This window comes from Elioraea sp., from assembly GCF_051860475.1.
Classification (GTDB): Bacteria; Pseudomonadota; Alphaproteobacteria; order Acetobacterales; family Acetobacteraceae; genus Elioraea.
This window is the reverse complement of sequence record NZ_JBHYDW010000014.1, coordinates 1-15,480: the sequence shown is the minus strand read 5'-3', so window position 1 is coordinate 15,480 and position 15,480 is coordinate 1. Positions and strand designations below refer to the sequence as shown.

The following is a 15,480-nucleotide window of genomic DNA, read 5'->3' as shown; positions in this document are numbered from 1 at the left end:
CGCGCCGTGCCACCGACGCAACCCTCCGCTTGCCGAATCTCTCATGGCGGAAGCGGCCCGCGCACGCCATGCTGGTGGGGTGCACGTTCAGGTTCGCATCCATCCCGGCCCCGCCGGCGCACTGCTCTACGAGGTCCCGCTCGGCCCGGAATCGCTGCCCGCGGTCGAGGCTCGCGACCTGATCGGCGCCTGGGATGCCGCGCGCGAGGCGGCCGAGCGCGAGGACTGGGGCGGGGCGCGCGCGGTGCTGTTCCGGCGCGCCGAAGGAAGTGCGACCGAACTCGTCATCGCCGACCCCGATGCGCGCTGCTGGGCAGGCGCGGTCGATCACGCGGTCGGGCTGGACACGCTCTACGGCCTTGCGCTCTGTTTCCGCCTGCTCGGGCTGATCGAGCTGCTCGCCTCCGCCCCCTGGGCGCGCGGGCTGTTCGACATCGCGCCCGACGGCACCACGCTGCACCCGGCCCTGCTCGCCGCCGCCGCGCGCGCGCCGCTCGAGCCCGACGGGCGGTTCGACCATGCCGGCATCCGCCGCGCGCTCGCCACGCGTCTCACGGGGTCCGTCCGATGATCCGTCTGTTCGCCCTGCTCGGCCTCGCGGTGCTGGCCGCCTGCGCCCGTCCCCAGCCGGCCGTGCGCGCCGAGGCGTCGGTCGAGGCTGCCTGCCGCGCCGAGGCGGAACGGATGATGATGACGCGCACGCGCGCCGACCGTCCGCGGCTGGACGAGCTCGAATCCCGCTTCAGCGGCGGCGGGTTCGAGGCCCAGCGCATCCGCACCACCGAGATCCTCGATCGCGACCGGCTCTACCGCGACTGCCTCGGCCGGGCCTCGGCCGCACAGGCGCCTGCCGGCGCGCCCGCGCCCACCGCGCCGGTCGAGCTGCGTCAGTAGGCGGCCCGCCAGCGCCCCGCGGGCGTGAGGTCGAGCCCGAGGGCGAGCAGCACCTCGTAGGCGAGCACAAGGCTCAGGATGGCGACCAGCCACATCAGGCCCCAGCGGACCACCGGCTGCCCCTGGCGCAGCCGCGCGCCGAGTCCCGGCAGCACCAGCGCGAGCGCGCCCGCCGCCCAGATCAGGCCGACGATCTGCCAGGTCTCCATCGCCTCCCTCCGTCCCGGTCGAGGATAATCCCATGGATCCCGCCATCACCTTCCACGGCGCGGCCGGCACGGTCACGGGCTCGTGCCTGCTGGTCGAGGCGGGCGGAGCCCGGGTGCTGGTCGATTGCGGCCTGTTCCAGGGGCCGAAGACGGTGAAGGAACTGAACTGGCGCCCGCTGCCGTTCGACCCGCGCGCGATCGACGCGCTGGTGCTGACCCATGCGCATATCGACCATTCGGGGCTGATCCCGCGCCTCGTCAAGGAGGGCTTCCGCGGCCCCGCCTACGCGACCCCGGCGAGCGTCGATCTCTGCCGCTTCATGCTGCCGGATTCGGGCTTCATCCAGGAGGCCGAGGTGGACCGGCTGAACCGCCGCAACGCCGCGCGCGGGCGCCCGCCGGTGCGTCCGATCTACACGAAGCGCGACGCCGATGCGGCACTCGGCCGGTTCCGGGGCGTGGACTACGACCGCTGGATCGACCTGCCCGGCGGGATGCGCGCCCGGTTCTGGAACGCGGGTCATCTGCTCGGCTCGGCCTCGGTCGAGCTGATCCTGCCGGGCAGCGGGACCCTGCTGGTGAGCGGCGACATCGGTCCGGGCGCGAAGCCCTTCGTCGAGGACGCCGAGGCGCCGCACGATCCGGACTGGCTGGTGCTGGAGTCCACCTACGGCGATCGCGAGCGCGACGACCCGACGCCGGCAGGGCGTCGGACGATGCTGCGCGCGGAGGTCGAGGCGGCGTTGGCCGCCGGCGGCAACCTGCTGATCCCGGCCTTCGCGGTCGAGCGCACGCAGGAACTGCTGCACGATCTCGACCTGCTGATGGAGCAGGGGGAACTGCCGGCGGTGCCGGTGGTGATCGACAGCCCGCTCGCGGCCGAAGCGACGCGCACCTTCCGCGCGCATCTCAAGGAGCTGCCGGAGGAGAGCGAACCCGCCGAGACCTTCCTGTCGGGCCCCAACATCCGCGTCACCGCCTCGGTCGAGGAGAGCAAGAAGCTGAACCAGGTCGCAGGTGGGATGATCATCCTGTCGGCCTCGGGCATGGCGGATGCGGGGCGGATCCGCCATCACCTGATCAACAATCTCTGGCGGCCCGAGGCGACCGTGCTGTTCGTCGGCTACCAGGCGCCGGGCACGCTCGGCCGGCTGCTGGTGGACGGTGCCTCCGAGGTCTCGATCATGGGCCAGGACATTGCGGTGCGCGCGCGCATCCGCAGGTTGGACGTGTATTCCGGCCACGCCGACCGCCAGGGACTGCTGGACTGGGTGGCGGCGCGGCGCACGATCCGGCGCGGCGTGTTCCTGGTGCATGGCGAGCAGGAGGCCCGCGAGGCGCTGGCGCGGGCGTTGCGCGAGCGCGGCCTCGCGGTGGACCTGCCCGAGATGGACGCCTCCTACGCCCTGCCGGAGCGGGGTGCGGCCCAGCCCCGCGGTGCCGCCCCCCGGCTGCCGCCCGAGGCGACGCACGCGCCGTTCGACTGGCACAACGAGCGCGCCGCCCTTCTGCTGGAGCTGCGCCGCCGCGTGGAGGAGGAAGGCGACGACCGGGCGCGCGAGGCGCTGCTGCGACGGGTGCGCGAGGCGCTGCGGGGTTGAGCGGCGCGCGACGCCGCCCGGCGAAGGAAGCTCCGCGACCCCGACTGGGCTCACGATGGAGGGGCCGGACGGGCTCTTGCCCAGCCGCAGTCCCTACAGGGGTTGCCGCAGCTTCGCCTGAAGCTCGCCGATGATCCCGCGCCGGAACGCCAGCACGCAGGCGACGAAGATCACGCCCTGGATCACCGTCACCCAGGCGCCGAACTGGGCCAGCTCGTTCTGCATGGTCACGATCACCAGCGCCCCCATCGCCGGGCCGAACATCGTGCCGATCCCGCCCACCAGCGTCATCAGCACCGCCTCGCCGCTCATCGGCCAGTTCACGTCCGTCAGTGTCGCGATCTGGAACACGATCGCCTTGGTGCCGCCCGCGATCCCCGCGATCGTCGCCGACAGCACGAATGCGATCAGCTTGTAGCTGTCGGTGCGATAGCCGAGCGAGGTCGCGCGCGGCTCGTTGTCGCGGATCGCCTTGAGCACCTGGCCGAACGGGCTGTGCACGATGCGGTAGAGGAACAGGAAACAGGCGAGGAAGATCGCCGCCACCACCCAGTAGAGCGTGAAGTCGTCGCGCAGATCGAGCACGCCGAACAGATGGCCGCGCGGCACCGCCTGGATGCCGTCCTCGCCGCCGGTGAAGGGCGCCTGCACGCAGAAGAAATAGACCATCTGCGCCAGCGCCAGGGTGATCATCGCGAAGTAGATGCCCTGGCGCCGGATCGCGAGGAAGCCGAACCCGGCGCCCAGCACCATGCTCGTCAGCCCGCCGGTCAGGATCGCAAGCTCGGGTGTCAGGCCCCAGACCTTCGCCGCATGGGCGGACAGATACGAGCCCATGCCGAGATAGGCGGCATGACCGAACGACAGCAGCCCCGCATAGCCGAGCAGCAGATTGAAGGCGCTCGCATACAGCGCGAAGCACAGCACCTTCATGAGGAACACGGGAAAGAACAGGAACGGGCCGATCGCGATCAGCGCGACCATGGCGGCGAGGGTGACGCGCTGCGAGTTCGGCATCTCAGGTGCGCCCGAACAGACCGGTCGGCCGCACCAGCAGCACGATCGCCATGATCACGAACACCACCGTCGCCGACGCCTCCGGATAATAGACCCGCGTGAACCCCTCGATCATCCCGAGCGCGTAGCCGGAGACGACGGAGCCCATGATCGAGCCCATCCCGCCGATCACCACCACCGCGAACACGATGATGATGAAGTTCGCCCCCATGCCGGGATGCACGCTGTAGATCGGCGCGGCGAGCACGCCGGCGAAGGCGGCGAGCGCCACGCCCACGCCGTAGGTGGCGGTCATCATCAGCGGCACGTTGATGCCGAACGCCTGCACCAGCTGCGGCCGCTCCACCGCGGCGCGCAGATAGCTGCCGAGCTTGGTCTTCTCGATCGCGTACCAGGTGCCGAGGCACACGGTGATCGACACGACCACGATCCAGAACCGGTAGGCCGGCATCAGCATGTAGCCGAGATCGACCGGAGGCATGCGGAACGCGTCCGGCACCCCGTAGGGCAGTCCGGAGACGCCGTACTGGTTGCGCACCAGTCCCTCGATGATCAGCGCGAGCCCGAAGGTCAGCAGCAGCCCGTAGAGATGATCGAGCTTGTAGAGCCGGCTGATCATCGTCCGCTCGATCACCACCCCGAACAGCCCGACGATCAGCGGGCTCAGGATCAGGGCACCCCAGTAGCCGATGCCGGCATAGCTCAGCAGCATCCACGCGACCACGGCGCCGAGCATGAACTGCGCCCCGTGGGCGAAGTTGATCACGTTCAGCATGCCGAAGATCACGGCGAGTCCGAGCGACAGCAGGGCGTAGAACGCACCGTTGACCAGGCCGAGCGTGCCCTGCTGCAGGAACGGCTCGAGGTCGTACCAGAAATCGGTCATGGCTCGCGGCTGTGCACCGGAAAGGGGGCGGGTGACCCCGCCCCCGCGCCCGTCAGGTGCGGACCAGCGGGCAATTGCCCTCGGTGATCGGGCGGAACGCCTCGTTCGCCGGGATCGTGCCGAGCAGATTGTAGTAGTCCCAGGGTCCGCGGCTCTCCTCGGGGGTCTTCACCTGGAACAGATAGGCGGGATGGATCTTACGCCCGTCCGGGCGAATCGTGCCCTCGCCGAAGCAGTCATCCGAGGTCGGCATCGCCTTCATCCGCTCGATCGCCGCCGCGCCGGACGCCTTCGCCGCCGCGCCACCCATCGCGTCGACCGCCTTGAGGTAGTGCAGCACCGCCGAGTAGCAGCCGGCCTGGATCATCGACGGGCGGATGTCGTTCGGCATCCGGCCGACGCGCTGGCTGAAGGCGCGCGTGCGGTCGTTCAGATCCCAGTAGAAGGTCTCGGTGAAGACGAGGCCCTGGGCGGTCGGCAGGCCGAGCGCGTGCACGTCGGAGATGAACACCAGCAGGCCCGCGAGGCGCGTGCCGCGGCGGGTGATGCCGAACTCGGCCGCCTGCTTGATCGAGTTGATCGTGTCGCCGCCCGCGTTGGCGAGGCCGATCACCTGCGCGCGGCTCTGCTGCGCCTGGAGCAGGAACGAGGAGAAGTCGGTCGTGCCGGGGAACGGGGTGCGCACGGCGCCGAGGATCTGGCCACCGGCGTTGCGCACGAAGTTCGACACGTCGCGCTCCAGCGCATGGCCGAACGCGTAGTCGGCGGTGATGAAGAACCAGGTGCGGCCGCCCGCCGCCACCATCGCCCCGCCCGTGCCGCGCGCCAGCATCCAGGTGTCGTAGGTCCAGTGGATCGTGTTCGGCGAGCAGGCGGGTCCGGTGAGGTCGGAGGTCGCCGCCCCCGAGCACAGGAACACCTTGTTGCGCTCGCGGCAGAGCGTGTTCACCGCCAGCGCCACCGAGGAGGTCGGCACGTCGACGATCACGTCGAAGTTGTCGCGGTCGAGCCACTGGCGCACCACGGTGGAGCCGACATCGGGGCGGTTCTGGTGATCGGCCTCGACGACCTCGACATTGACGCCCTTCTGGGTGATGCCGCTCTCCTGCACGGCCAGCCGCACGCATTGCGTGGAGCCCGGGCCGGTCAGGTCGCGGTACAGGCCGGACTGGTCGTTCATCACGCCGATCCGGATCGTGTTCGCGGCCTGCGCGCGCGCATGGCGCAGCGGCGTGACGAGCGGCAGCGCCGCGCCGGCGGCGGCGCCTGCGAGAAGCGTGCGTCGGTTGAATGCCATGGTTCGGTCTCTCCCTGTGTTTCCGGCCGTTGCTACACGCCCAGATAGGTGTGCAGGCGGTCCATGCTGGCTCCGAGTTCGGCGCGGGGGATCATGTCGACGATCCGCCCGTGCTCCATCACATAGTGCCGATCCGCGACCTTCTGCGCGAATCGGAAGTTCTGCTCCACCAGCAGCACCGTCAGGCCGATCTCCTTCAGCGCCTGCACGGTCCGCCCGATCTGCTGGATGATCACCGGGGCGAGCCCCTCGGTCGGTTCGTCGAGCAGCATGAGCTTGGCGCCGGTGCGCATGATGCGCGCGATCGCGAGCATCTGCTGCTCGCCGCCCGAGAGCTTGGTGCCGGGGCTGCCGAGCCGCTCCTTCAGGTTGGGGAACAGCGTATAGATGCGGTCGAGATCGACCTGGCTCGGCGCGATCTCGGGCGGCAGCAGCAGGTTCTCCTTCACCGTCAGGCTGGCGAAGATGCCGCGCTCCTCCGGGCACCAGGCGATGCCGAGCCTGGCGATCCGGTCCGGCGACAGCGCGATCGTGTCGGTGCCGTTGAACCGCACCGCGCCCTTGCGGTTCTCCACCACGCCCATGATCGCCTTGATCGTGGTGGACTTGCCGGCGCCGTTGCGGCCGAGCAGGGTGACGATCTCGCCGTCGGCGACGTCGAGATGGACGCCGTGCAGCACGTGGCTCTCGCCGTACCAAGCCTCCAGCCCGCGCACCTCAAGCATCGTCCGACCCGATATAGGCGGCCTTCACGTCGGGGTTGGAGCTGACCGCGGCGTAGTCGCCCTCGGCCAGCACCTGCCCGCGCGTCAGCACGGTGATGGTGTCGGAGAGGCCGGCGACCACCTTCAGGTTGTGCTCGACCAGCAGGATCGTCCGCCCCTCGCGCACCCGCCGCACCAGCGCCACGACGCGGTCGACGTCCTCGTGCGCCATCCCCGCGGTCGGCTCGTCGAGCAGCATCATCGGCGGGTCGAGCGCGAGCGTGGTGGCGATCTCGAGCGCGCGCTTGCGGCCATAGGGCAGCAGCCCCGCCTGCACATCCTCGTAGCCGTCCAGCCCGACATCGGCGAGCAGCGCGCGGGCGCGGTCCTCGTAGCGGGAGAGCAGCCGCTCGGCGCGCCAGAAGTCGTAGGAGGAGCCCCGCTCGCGCTGGAGCGCGAGACGCACGTTCTCCAGCGCGGTCAGATGCGGAAACACCGCCGAGATCTGGAAGCTGCGCACCATCCCCAGCCGCGCCACCTCGGCGGGTTTCAGCCTGGTGATGTCGCGCCCCTCGAAACGGATCGTGCCGGCGGTGGGCTGGAGGAACTTGGTCAGCAGGTTGAAGACCGTGGTCTTCCCCGCGCCGTTCGGGCCGATCACGGCATGGATCGTTCCGCGCCGCACCCGGAGTGCGACGTCCTTCACGGCGACGAAGCCAAGAAATTCCTTGGTCAGTCCCTCGGTCTCGAGAACGACGTCGTTGCCCAATGGCCTCCCCCTACCCCAACCAGCCTGCCAAAAAGCCATGCTGCGGCGCAAGGGGCGGATTGCGCCCGACGCAGGACACTGCGCCCTGCCTACGATCGTCTGTTCATTCTTCGTTCAGGCAATTGCGGTTTCATCCAGGCATGCCCCTGCATCCAAGGATCGCCGCGATGCGTCCCTCCCTCCTCGCCCTTGCCCTCGCGCTCGCCACCGCCGCCTGTGCCTCGGTCCCTGGCCCCTCCACGGTCGGCACGCCGGCCGAGCCGGTGGCGCGGCAGAGCTACGCCGCGGTGGTGATCGGCGCGCCGCCCCTGCTCGGCGGGCTGGGCTCGGCGGTCGCGATCGACGAGCGGCACGTCGTGACCAACAGCCACGTGATGCGGCTTGCGGGCATGGCGGTCGAGAGCGCCACGCTGGTGCGCGACGACGGCTCGCGCGCGAGCGCAACCCTGGTCGGGCGCTCGGACGCGATGGACCTCGCCGTGCTCCGCATGCCGGAGGGGTTCCTCGCCCCGGCCCGCGCCGCCAGGGCGGGCCCGCTGCCGGCCCAGCCGGTCTGGGCGGCCGGCACCACCACGGTCGGGCCCGGCCTCGCCAAGGGCTGGGTGATGGAACATGACGCCGAGATCGACGGGCTCGGGCAGGGCTTCATCGCCCGGATGGGCGCGCTGATGGGCTATTCGGGCGGCCCGGTGGTCGGCCCGGACGGCGCGGTGCTCGGCCTCACCACGGCTCTCGTGGCACCCGGTGCGGCCCCGCTGCTGGGCATGCTGACCGGGGCCGACGTGGACGGTCTGCTGCGCGCCGAGGGGCGCGAGGTGTTCGTGCTCGGCATCGGCCCGGCGATCGACGAGGCGCGCCGGCTGATCGCCTCAGCCGGACGCTGACGGCGCGATCGGAATCGGCTCGAGCCCCAGCCAGCGGCGCAGCAGCACGTAGCCGACGCCGAGGATGGTGGGGCCCAGGAACACGCCGATCAGCCCCATCGAGATCAGCCCGCCCAGCACGCCGACCAGCATCAGCAGCAGCGGCAGCCGCGCGCCACGGCTGATCAGCAGCGGCCGCAGCACGTTGTCCACCGTCTGAACCACGCCCGCGCTCCAGATCAGCAGAAGGACGTTGGCCAGCGTGTCGTCGCTGGTCGCGAACATCCACACCACCACCGGCAGCCAGACCGGCAGCGGCCCGATCTGCACGATCCCGAGCACCAGCACGCCGATCGACAGCGCGAACGGCGCCGGCACGCCGGCGAGCGCGAAGCCGAGCCAGGCCAGCACGGCCTGCACCGCGGCGGTGCCGACTACGCCGGTCGAGACCGCGCGGATCGCGCGCACCGCCACGTCCAGGGTCTCGGTTCCCTCCGCGCCGCCGATCCGCTCGGCAAGGCGCCCGACCAGCTGCGCCCCGGCCGGACCGCGCGCGTACATCACGCCCGTGCCGAGCGCGACCAGCAGCAGCTGCAGCACCGTCACGCCAAGCGCCAGGGTTTGGCGCGCAAGCCAGCCGCCGATCTCCGGCGCGAGCGCGCCGAGCGCGTCGACCAGCGGTCCGACATCCTCGACCAGCGCGGTCCAGGCCGCCGCCGCCCGCTCGCCCACCAGCGGCAGCTGGGCAAGCAGCGCCGGTCCGTGCGTGCGTGCGGCCGCGCCGAGATCGCCGGCCATGGCGCGGAGTTCGGGGATCGCCGAGACCGCGGCATCGCCAAGCGCCACCGCCGGGCCGACGATCACGGCCAGCGTCGTGACCGTGAGCAGCGACCCGACCAGCCCGCGCCGCCCGCCCAGCCGCGCGGTCAGCCACTCGAGCGGGCGCCAGACCGACACCACGATCACCGCCGCCCACAGCAGCGCCGCGGCGAAGGGCGCGATCACGATCAGGCAGGCGACCACCAGCAGCCCCGGCAGCGCCAGGGCCAGGAGGCGTTCGAACTGGATGTAGCCGGTGGGAGGGTCTGGGGGCACGGGGCGACTCCGAAGACGCCGGGGGGCTTGGCGAAGCATACTGCTCCGCCACATGCTGTGCGGCGAAACGTTGCAACCCCGGGGAGCGTCAGGATGAAGTTCGGGCTCAGCCAGCCGATGCGCCGTGTCGAGGATCCGCGCCTGCTGCGCGGCGACGGGCGCTACACCGACGACGTCAGCCTGCCCGGCCAGAGCTGGGGCGTGGTGCTGCGCAGCCCCTACGCGCATGCCGCGATCCGGTCGATCGACACGGCGCCCGCGCTCGCGGTGCCCGGCGTGCTCGGCGTGTTCACCGGCGAGGATCTCCGCGCGGCCGGGCTCGGCGACGTGCCTTGCGTGATCCCGCTCAAGAGCCGCGACGGCTCGCCGCGCACCGAGACGCCGCACCCGGCGCTCGCGGTCGGGCGGGTGCGCCATGTCGGCGATGCGGTCGCCTTCGTGGTGGGCGAGACGCTCCAGGCCGCGCGCGACGGCGCCGAGGCGCTGGCGGTGGACTACGAGGAGCTGCCCTCGGTGACCGATCTCGCCCGGGCGCACGAGGCGAACGCGCCGCTGGTGTGGGACACGGCGAAGGGCAATCTCTGTTTCGACTGGGAAACCGGCGACCGGGCCGAGACCGAGCGTCTGTTCACGCAGGCCGCGCACGTCACGAAGCTGACGGTGGTGAACAACCGCATCGTCGTCGCCTCGGTGGAGGCGCGTGCCGCGGTCGCCGAGTACGACGCGGCGTCGGGCCGGTTCACGCTGCACGCCAACACCCAGGGCTCCTGGCAGGTCAAGGACATGCTGGCGCAGCACGTGTTCAAGCTGCCCGCCGAGACGTTCCGCGTGATCACGCCGGATGTCGGCGGCGGGTTTGGCATGAAGCTGTTCCTCTACCCCGAGCACGTGATGGTGTGCTTCGCCGCGCGCGCGCTCGGCCGGCCGGTGAAGTGGGCGTCGGACCGCACCGAGGCGTTCCTGTGCGACACCCACGGGCGCGACAACATCACCACCGGCGAACTGGCCCTCGACCGGGACGGCCGCTTCCTCGCGCTGCGCACGCGCACACTTGCGAACATGGGCGCCTATCTGTCGAACTACGCGCCGTTCATCCCCACGGGGGCCGGCTCGAAGGTGTTGCCGAGCGTCTACGGGTTCAGATCCGTCTACGTGAACGTGCTCGGCCTGCTGACCAACACGACGCCGGTCGATGCCTATCGCGGCGCGGGGCGGCCGGAGGCGAACTACGTCGTCGAGCGGCTGATCGACGCGGCCGCGCGCGAGATGAAGATCGACCGCGTGGAACTGCGCAAGCGCAACATGGTTCCGCCTTCGGCGATGCCGTGGAAGACGCCGACCGGCGCCACCTACGACAGCGGCGACTTCACCAGCGTGCTGGATGCCGGGCTGAAGAAGATCGACTGGTCCGGGTTCCCGCAGCGGCGCCAGGAGGCGGCGCGGCGGGGCAAGCGGCGCGGCATCGGGCTCGCCTACTATCTCGAGGCGACGGGCGGGGCGCCGACCGAGCGTGCCGAGATCCGCTTCGCCGAGGACGGCATGGTGGACGTGCTGGTCGGCACGCAGTCCACCGGTCAGGGCCACGAGACCGCCTACATCATGCTGACCGCGCACGAGCTCGGCGTCCCGACCGGGAAGATCCGCGTGGTGCAGGGCGACTCGGACGAGATCCCCACCGGCGGCGGCACGGGCGGGGCGCGCAGCCTGTACTCCGAAGGCCAGGCGATCCTGGCCACCACCGCGACGGTGATCGAGAAGGGCAGGCGCGCCGCGGGCGAGGCACTGGAGGTGGCGCCCGCGGACATCGTGTTCGAGGGCGGCGCGTTCAGCGTGGTCGGCACCGACCGGCGCATCGGCATCATCGACCTTGCGCTGACGCAACGGAAGAAGGCCGCCGCCGGGCAGGACGCCACCACGCTCGACGCCGCCGAGGTGGCCGAGATCAAGGCGCACACCTTCCCGAATGGCTGCCACATCGCCGAGGTGGAGATCGATCCCGCGACCGGCGCCCTCGACGTGGTGCGCTACATCGTCTGCGACGACGTCGGCCACGCGATCAATCCGCTGATCGTGCGCGGCCAGGTGCATGGCGGCGTGGCGCAGGGGATCGGCCAGGCGGTGCTGGAGCACACCGTGTACGACCCGGGCAACGGCCAGCTCGTCTCGGGCAGCTTCATGGACTACGGCATCCCGCGCGCCGACGACCTGCCCGACATCGACGTCGATCTGCTCGAGATCCCGTGCGAAACGAACCCGCTCGGGGTGAAGGGCGCGGGCGAGGCGGGCGCGGTCGGCAGCCCGCCGGCGGTGATCAACGCGGTGGTCGATGCGCTGGCCGAGGACGGCGTGAAGCATGTCGACATGCCGGTCACGCCGGAGCGGCTGTGGCGGACGATCGCGGCGGCGAAGGCAGCGTGAGCGCCCTCGCCAGACTTCCTCGCGTTTGGTGGCCGCGGCGGGCGTAGGGTGATGGTTGCGGTGGCGGGCGGGAGAGCCACCCCGGTTGCCGCTCCGGGCGAAAGCCGGTAACACCCCGGCCCGCCCCGCCATCGCCCGACGGACACGCCATGCCCAAGATGCAGGCCAACCAGATGCGCCCCGGCCACGTGATCGAGCACGAGGGCCAGCGCTGGACCGTGCTCAAGAGCCAGATCAACACGCCGGGCAAGGGCGCGGCCGTGATCCAGGTCGAGATGCGCAACCTGCGCACCGGGTCCAAGAAGGACGAGCGCTGGCGCACCATCGACACGGTCGAGCGGCTGATGACGGAGGAGAAGGAGTACGACTATCTGTTCGCCGACGGCGACCGGCTGACGCTGATGGACAAGGAGAGCTTCGAGCAGATCGAGGTCGATTCCAGCCTGTGCGGCGAGGCCAAGCAGTTCCTCCAGGAGGGCATGGTGCTGCTGGTCGACCTCGTGGAGGGCGAGCCGGTGGCGATCCACCTGCCGCAGACCGTCACGCTGGAGGTCGCCCAGGCCGACCCGGTGGTGAAGGGCCAGACCGCGTCGTCGTCGTACAAGCCGGCGATCCTGTCGAACGGGGCGAAGACCATGGTGCCGCCCTTCGTCGAGGCGGGCGACCGCATCGTCGTGCGCACCGAGGACGCCTCCTACGTCGAGCGCGCGAAGGGCTGATCAGCCCCCGTGGCCCCGCCGCGCTTCTCCCCCGCCGTCAACACGATGATGACGGCGGCCCAGAAGGCCGCGAAGCGCCTGTTGCGCGACTTCGGCGAGGTCGAGCAGCTCCAGGTGTCGGTGAAGGGGCCGTCGGACTTCGTCAGCCAGGCCGATCTGCGCGCCGAGGCGTCGCTGAAGGCCGAACTCGGCAAGGGCCGCCCCGAGTTCGCGTTCCTGATGGAGGAGGGTGGCGCTTCGGGCCCCGATCCGTGGAAGTTCCGCTGGGTCGTCGATCCGCTCGACGGCACGACGAACTTCCTGCACGGCATCCCGCACTGGGCGATCTCGATCGCGCTCGAGCGCCGGCTCGGCAAGACCACCGAGATCGTCGCCGGGGTGATCTACTCGCCGGCGCAGGCCGAGATGTTCGTCGCCGAGAAGGGCGTGGGCGCGTTCCTGAACGACCGGCGGCTGCGCGTCTCGGCCCGGCGGGAGATGAAGGAGGCAGTGTTCGCCACCGGCATCCCGTTCGCCACCATCCCGACCCAGGGCGCGTTCTCGGCCACGCTCGAGCGGCTGATGCCGCAGGTCGCCGGGGTGCGGCGCTTCGGCGCGGCGGCACTCGACCTCGCCTGGGTGGCGGCCGGCCGCTATGAGGGGTTCTGGGAGCTGAACCTGAACCCCTGGGACATCGCCGCCGGCGTCCTGATGGTGCGCGAGGCGGGCGGCTTCGTCACCGACGAGCAGGGTGGCGATCCGCTGGCCTCGGGCAACGTGGTCGCGGCCAATCCGCACCTGCACGTGCCGCTGCGCGAGATCGTCGCCGCCGGCGCCGCGGCCGGACGCGGCTGAGTGCCGATCCGGCGGTTGGTGCGCCGGATCGTGATCGCGTAAGGTGTCGCCACCCCACGGGAAGGCCAGCAATTTCCGCGACATGGCGCGCTTGCCCCGGACGATTCTCGCGCTCCTCGCCGTCGTTCCGATGATGACGACGGCGGCGGAGGCGCGCGACCCCTCGGTGCGGATCGATCGGGGCGTGATCGAAAGCCTTGGCCCGCCGCCGCCCGCACCGCGCATGCCGGGCGGTTCGCCGCGCGCGGGCGGGTTGCCGCTCGCGCCCGACGCCGTGCCGCAGGCCACCCCGCAGCGCCGACCGACCCAGCGGTCGCGGCCCGCGCCCGCCCGGCGGGCCGTGCGGCCGGCGGCGCCGTCCCTGCCGCTGCCGCTGCCGCCCGAGGAACCGCCCGGGCTGCCGCCGATCGCCGCGCCTGCACCTCTGCCCATTCCGCCGGTGCCGCCGGCGCCGTCCGCTCCGCTGCCCGTTCCGCCGCCCGTGGTCGCGGCGCCCGTGCCAGCGCCGCCGCCATCGGTCGCCGCGCCGACGCCAGCGCCGCCGGCGGTGGTGGCCGCGCCGGAGCCGACGCGGCCTGCCGAGGTCGCCGCAGCACCGCCATCCGCACCGCCATCCGCACCGGCCGCCCAGCCGGCAGGCGCGCGCCCTGAGCCCGGGCCGCTGCCCGAGCGCGTGCAGCTGCTGTTCCCGCGCGAGGCCCAGGAGCTGAGCGAGGCGATGCGCGCGGAATTGCGCGCGCTCGCCGCGGCGCTCCCTGATGCCGATGCGCCGCGCCTGACGGTCAACGCCTATGCGGCGGGCGATGCGGCCAACCCGGGGCTCGCCCGGCGCGCCTCGCTGTCGCGCGCGCTCGCGGTGCGCACCGCGCTGATGGAGGCGGGCGTGCGCTCGACCCGGATCGACGTGCGCGCACTCGGGCTCAATGCCGGCGACGGTCCGCCCGATCGCGTCGATGTTCTCGTAGGACCCCCTCGATGATCACTCGCCCGCGGCGCTTCCTGCTCCGCATGCTCGGCTTCCTCGCCGCGGTGCTGGCACTCGCCGCCTTGCTGCACGAGCACCTGATCCACGCCTTCCAGGCCAACCCGGTGCTCAACGGGCTGATCCTGGCCGTGCTGTTCATCGGCATCCTCTATGTGTTCCGCCAGGTCTCGGCGCTGACGCGCGAGGTGGAGTGGCTCGAGACCTTCAAGCGCAACAAGCCCGGGCTCGCGGGGCTCGGCCAGCCCCGGCTGCTCGCACCGATGGCCTCGATGATGTCGGAGAAGCGCGAGCGGTTCACGCTCTCGGCGCTGGCGATGCGCAGCCTTCTCGACGGCATCCAGAGCCGGCTCGACGAGAGCCGCGAGCTCTCCCGCTACATGGTGGGGCTGCTGATCTTCCTCGGCCTGCTCGGCACGTTCTGGGGGCTGCTGCTGACGATCAACGCGATCGGCGCCGTGATCGGCGGGATGAGCATCGGCACGGGCGAGATCACGCAGCTGTTCGGCCAGTTGCAGAGCGGGTTGCAGGCGCCGCTTGCGGGCATGGGCACGGCGTTCTCGACCTCGCTGTTCGGTCTCGCCGCCGCCCTGGTGCTCGGGTTTCTCGATCTGACGGCGGGGCAGGCGCAGAACCGGTTCTTCAACGATCTCGAGGACCTGCTGGCGCAGCAGACGCGCCTGTCGTCGGGCGCGATCGGCGGGATGGAGGGCGAGGGCGGTTCGGTGCCGGTCTATGTCCAGGCGCTCCTGGAGCAGACCGCCGAGAACCTCGAAGGGCTGCAGCGCACGTTGGGTCGCGGCGAGGAAGGGCGGATCGCGGCCAATCAGGCGGTGATCGGGCTGACGGAGCGGCTCGGCCAGCTCACCGACCAGATGCGGGCGAACCAGCAGTTGCTGCTGCGTGTCGCCGAGGGGCAGAGCGAGTTGCGGCCGGTGCTGTCGCGGCTGGCGGATGTGCAGGCGAACGGTGCGATCGACGATGCGACGCGCGGGCATATCCGCAATCTCGAGCTCTACATGGCGCGGATGCTGGAGGAGATGATGCAGGGGCGGACGCAGACCACCAACGAAATCCGCTCGGAGATCAAACTGCTCGCGCGCACGATTGCGGCGATCGCGGAGGATCAGCAGCGATGACGCTTCGCGTGCGCCGGGGGACGCCGTCCCCCGGCACCCCCTGGCAGGGGCCA

At 71.4% G+C, this 15,480-nt stretch carries 16 protein-coding genes; 9 read left to right on the top strand and 7 right to left on the bottom strand.

Annotated features, from left to right (window positions below):
• Positions 1 to 79: 79 nt before the first annotated feature.
• The gene (locus ACTIFU_RS04590) at positions 80 to 571 is read left to right on the top strand and encodes a hypothetical protein (RefSeq protein WP_439577110.1); all 492 of its coding nucleotides are present in this window, start codon (positions 80 to 82) and stop codon (positions 569 to 571) included.
• A complete protein-coding gene (locus ACTIFU_RS04585) occupies positions 568 to 894 on the top strand; it encodes a hypothetical protein (protein ID WP_439577109.1) in 327 nt (108 codons plus the stop codon). Before ACTIFU_RS04590 ends, ACTIFU_RS04585 begins: the two co-directional genes overlap by 4 nt.
• Here ACTIFU_RS04585 and ACTIFU_RS04580 read toward each other — a convergent pair.
• Positions 888 to 1,103, bottom strand: a complete 216-nt coding sequence (locus ACTIFU_RS04580; protein ID WP_439577108.1) for a hypothetical protein — start codon at positions 1,101 to 1,103, stop codon at positions 888 to 890. The two genes, ACTIFU_RS04585 and ACTIFU_RS04580, sit on opposite strands and share 7 nt — an antisense overlap.
• 32 nt (positions 1,104 to 1,135) lie before the next feature.
• Here ACTIFU_RS04580 and ACTIFU_RS04575 point away from each other — a divergent pair, with 32 nt between their 5' ends.
• Entirely contained in the window at positions 1,136 to 2,704 is a 1,569-nt protein-coding gene (locus ACTIFU_RS04575) for an MBL fold metallo-hydrolase RNA specificity domain-containing protein (protein WP_439577107.1), read from the top strand.
• 93 nt (positions 2,705 to 2,797) lie between these two features.
• Here ACTIFU_RS04575 and ACTIFU_RS04570 read toward each other — a convergent pair whose 3' ends face one another.
• From ACTIFU_RS04570 to ACTIFU_RS04550, 5 genes are read right to left on the bottom strand one after another with little or no spacing between them, the layout of a single operon-like run.
• A complete protein-coding gene (locus ACTIFU_RS04570; protein WP_439577106.1) occupies positions 2,798 to 3,721 on the bottom strand; it encodes a branched-chain amino acid ABC transporter permease in 924 nt (307 codons plus the stop codon).
• A gap of 1 nt (position 3,722) precedes the next feature.
• Positions 3,723 to 4,607: a branched-chain amino acid ABC transporter permease gene (locus ACTIFU_RS04565; RefSeq protein ID WP_439577105.1), complete on the bottom strand. Its 885-nt coding sequence runs from the start codon at positions 4,605 to 4,607 to the stop codon at positions 3,723 to 3,725.
• A gap of 52 nt (positions 4,608 to 4,659) precedes the next feature.
• Complete coding sequence (locus ACTIFU_RS04560) at positions 4,660 to 5,904, bottom strand: ABC transporter substrate-binding protein (protein WP_439577104.1); 1,245 nt, start codon at positions 5,902 to 5,904, stop codon at positions 4,660 to 4,662.
• 32 nt (positions 5,905 to 5,936) lie between these two features.
• Positions 5,937 to 6,629, bottom strand: coding sequence for an ABC transporter ATP-binding protein (locus tag ACTIFU_RS04555; RefSeq protein ID WP_439577103.1), 693 nt, complete (start codon positions 6,627 to 6,629; stop codon positions 5,937 to 5,939).
• Positions 6,622 to 7,416, bottom strand: coding sequence for an ABC transporter ATP-binding protein (locus ACTIFU_RS04550; RefSeq protein WP_439577102.1), 795 nt, complete (start codon positions 7,414 to 7,416; stop codon positions 6,622 to 6,624). The genes ACTIFU_RS04555 and ACTIFU_RS04550 overlap by 8 nt, the downstream gene beginning before the upstream one ends.
• A gap of 128 nt (positions 7,417 to 7,544) precedes the next feature.
• Between ACTIFU_RS04550 and ACTIFU_RS04545 the strand changes: the two genes are divergently transcribed.
• Complete coding sequence (locus ACTIFU_RS04545) at positions 7,545 to 8,261, top strand: trypsin-like peptidase domain-containing protein (protein WP_439577101.1); 717 nt, start codon at positions 7,545 to 7,547, stop codon at positions 8,259 to 8,261.
• On the opposite strand, the gene ACTIFU_RS04540 is transcribed toward ACTIFU_RS04545, so the two are convergent.
• On the bottom strand, positions 8,247 to 9,335 hold the full coding sequence (locus ACTIFU_RS04540; RefSeq protein WP_439577100.1) for an AI-2E family transporter: 1,089 nt from the start codon (positions 9,333 to 9,335) through the stop codon (positions 8,247 to 8,249). The two genes, ACTIFU_RS04545 and ACTIFU_RS04540, sit on opposite strands and share 15 nt — an antisense overlap.
• A 93-nt stretch (positions 9,336 to 9,428) precedes the next feature.
• Between ACTIFU_RS04540 and ACTIFU_RS04535 the strand changes: the two genes are divergently transcribed.
• From ACTIFU_RS04535 to ACTIFU_RS04515, 5 genes are all read left to right on the top strand, one after another.
• The gene (locus ACTIFU_RS04535; protein ID WP_439577099.1) at positions 9,429 to 11,753 is read left to right on the top strand and encodes a xanthine dehydrogenase family protein molybdopterin-binding subunit; all 2,325 of its coding nucleotides are present in this window, start codon (positions 9,429 to 9,431) and stop codon (positions 11,751 to 11,753) included.
• A 149-nt stretch (positions 11,754 to 11,902) separates the two neighbouring features.
• Positions 11,903 to 12,472: an elongation factor P gene (efp, locus tag ACTIFU_RS04530; RefSeq protein WP_439577098.1), complete on the top strand. Its 570-nt coding sequence runs from the start codon at positions 11,903 to 11,905 to the stop codon at positions 12,470 to 12,472.
• 48 nt (positions 12,473 to 12,520) lie between these two features.
• Positions 12,521 to 13,306 (top strand): inositol monophosphatase family protein, encoded by a 786-nt coding sequence (locus ACTIFU_RS04525; protein WP_439577149.1) that lies wholly within the window; start codon positions 12,521 to 12,523, stop codon positions 13,304 to 13,306.
• An 82-nt stretch (positions 13,307 to 13,388) separates the two neighbouring features.
• Positions 13,389 to 14,285, top strand: a complete 897-nt coding sequence (locus ACTIFU_RS04520; RefSeq protein ID WP_439577097.1) for an OmpA family protein — start codon at positions 13,389 to 13,391, stop codon at positions 14,283 to 14,285.
• Entirely contained in the window at positions 14,285 to 15,427 is a 1,143-nt protein-coding gene (locus ACTIFU_RS04515) for a flagellar motor protein MotA (protein ID WP_439577148.1), read from the top strand. The genes ACTIFU_RS04520 and ACTIFU_RS04515 overlap by 1 nt, the downstream gene beginning before the upstream one ends.
• Positions 15,428 to 15,480: the final 53 nt, after the last annotated feature.

Bases quoted from the DNA above. Each gene is read 5' to 3' on its own strand.
- ACTIFU_RS04585 (WP_439577109.1), top strand. From the start codon at position 568: ATGATCCGTCTGTTCGCCCTGCTCGGCCTCGCGGTGCTGGCCGCCTGC.
- ACTIFU_RS04580 (WP_439577108.1), bottom strand. From the start codon at position 1,103: ATGGAGACCTGGCAGATCGTCGGCCTGATCTGGGCGGCGGGCGCGCTC.
- ACTIFU_RS04575 (WP_439577107.1), top strand. From the start codon at position 1,136: ATGGATCCCGCCATCACCTTCCACGGCGCGGCCGGCACGGTCACGGGC.
- ACTIFU_RS04570 (WP_439577106.1), bottom strand. From the start codon at position 3,721: ATGCCGAACTCGCAGCGCGTCACCCTCGCCGCCATGGTCGCGCTGATC.
- ACTIFU_RS04565 (WP_439577105.1), bottom strand. From the start codon at position 4,607: ATGACCGATTTCTGGTACGACCTCGAGCCGTTCCTGCAGCAGGGCACG.
- ACTIFU_RS04560 (WP_439577104.1), bottom strand. From the start codon at position 5,904: ATGGCATTCAACCGACGCACGCTTCTCGCAGGCGCCGCCGCCGGCGCG.
- ACTIFU_RS04555 (WP_439577103.1), bottom strand. From the start codon at position 6,629: ATGCTTGAGGTGCGCGGGCTGGAGGCTTGGTACGGCGAGAGCCACGTG.
- ACTIFU_RS04550 (WP_439577102.1), bottom strand. From the start codon at position 7,416: ATGGCTTTTTGGCAGGCTGGTTGGGGTAGGGGGAGGCCATTGGGCAAC.
- ACTIFU_RS04545 (WP_439577101.1), top strand. From the start codon at position 7,545: ATGCGTCCCTCCCTCCTCGCCCTTGCCCTCGCGCTCGCCACCGCCGCC.
- ACTIFU_RS04535 (WP_439577099.1), top strand. From the start codon at position 9,429: ATGAAGTTCGGGCTCAGCCAGCCGATGCGCCGTGTCGAGGATCCGCGC.
- efp (WP_439577098.1), top strand. From the start codon at position 11,903: ATGCCCAAGATGCAGGCCAACCAGATGCGCCCCGGCCACGTGATCGAG.
- ACTIFU_RS04525 (WP_439577149.1), top strand. From the start codon at position 12,521: ATGACGGCGGCCCAGAAGGCCGCGAAGCGCCTGTTGCGCGACTTCGGC.
- ACTIFU_RS04520 (WP_439577097.1), top strand. From the start codon at position 13,389: ATGGCGCGCTTGCCCCGGACGATTCTCGCGCTCCTCGCCGTCGTTCCG.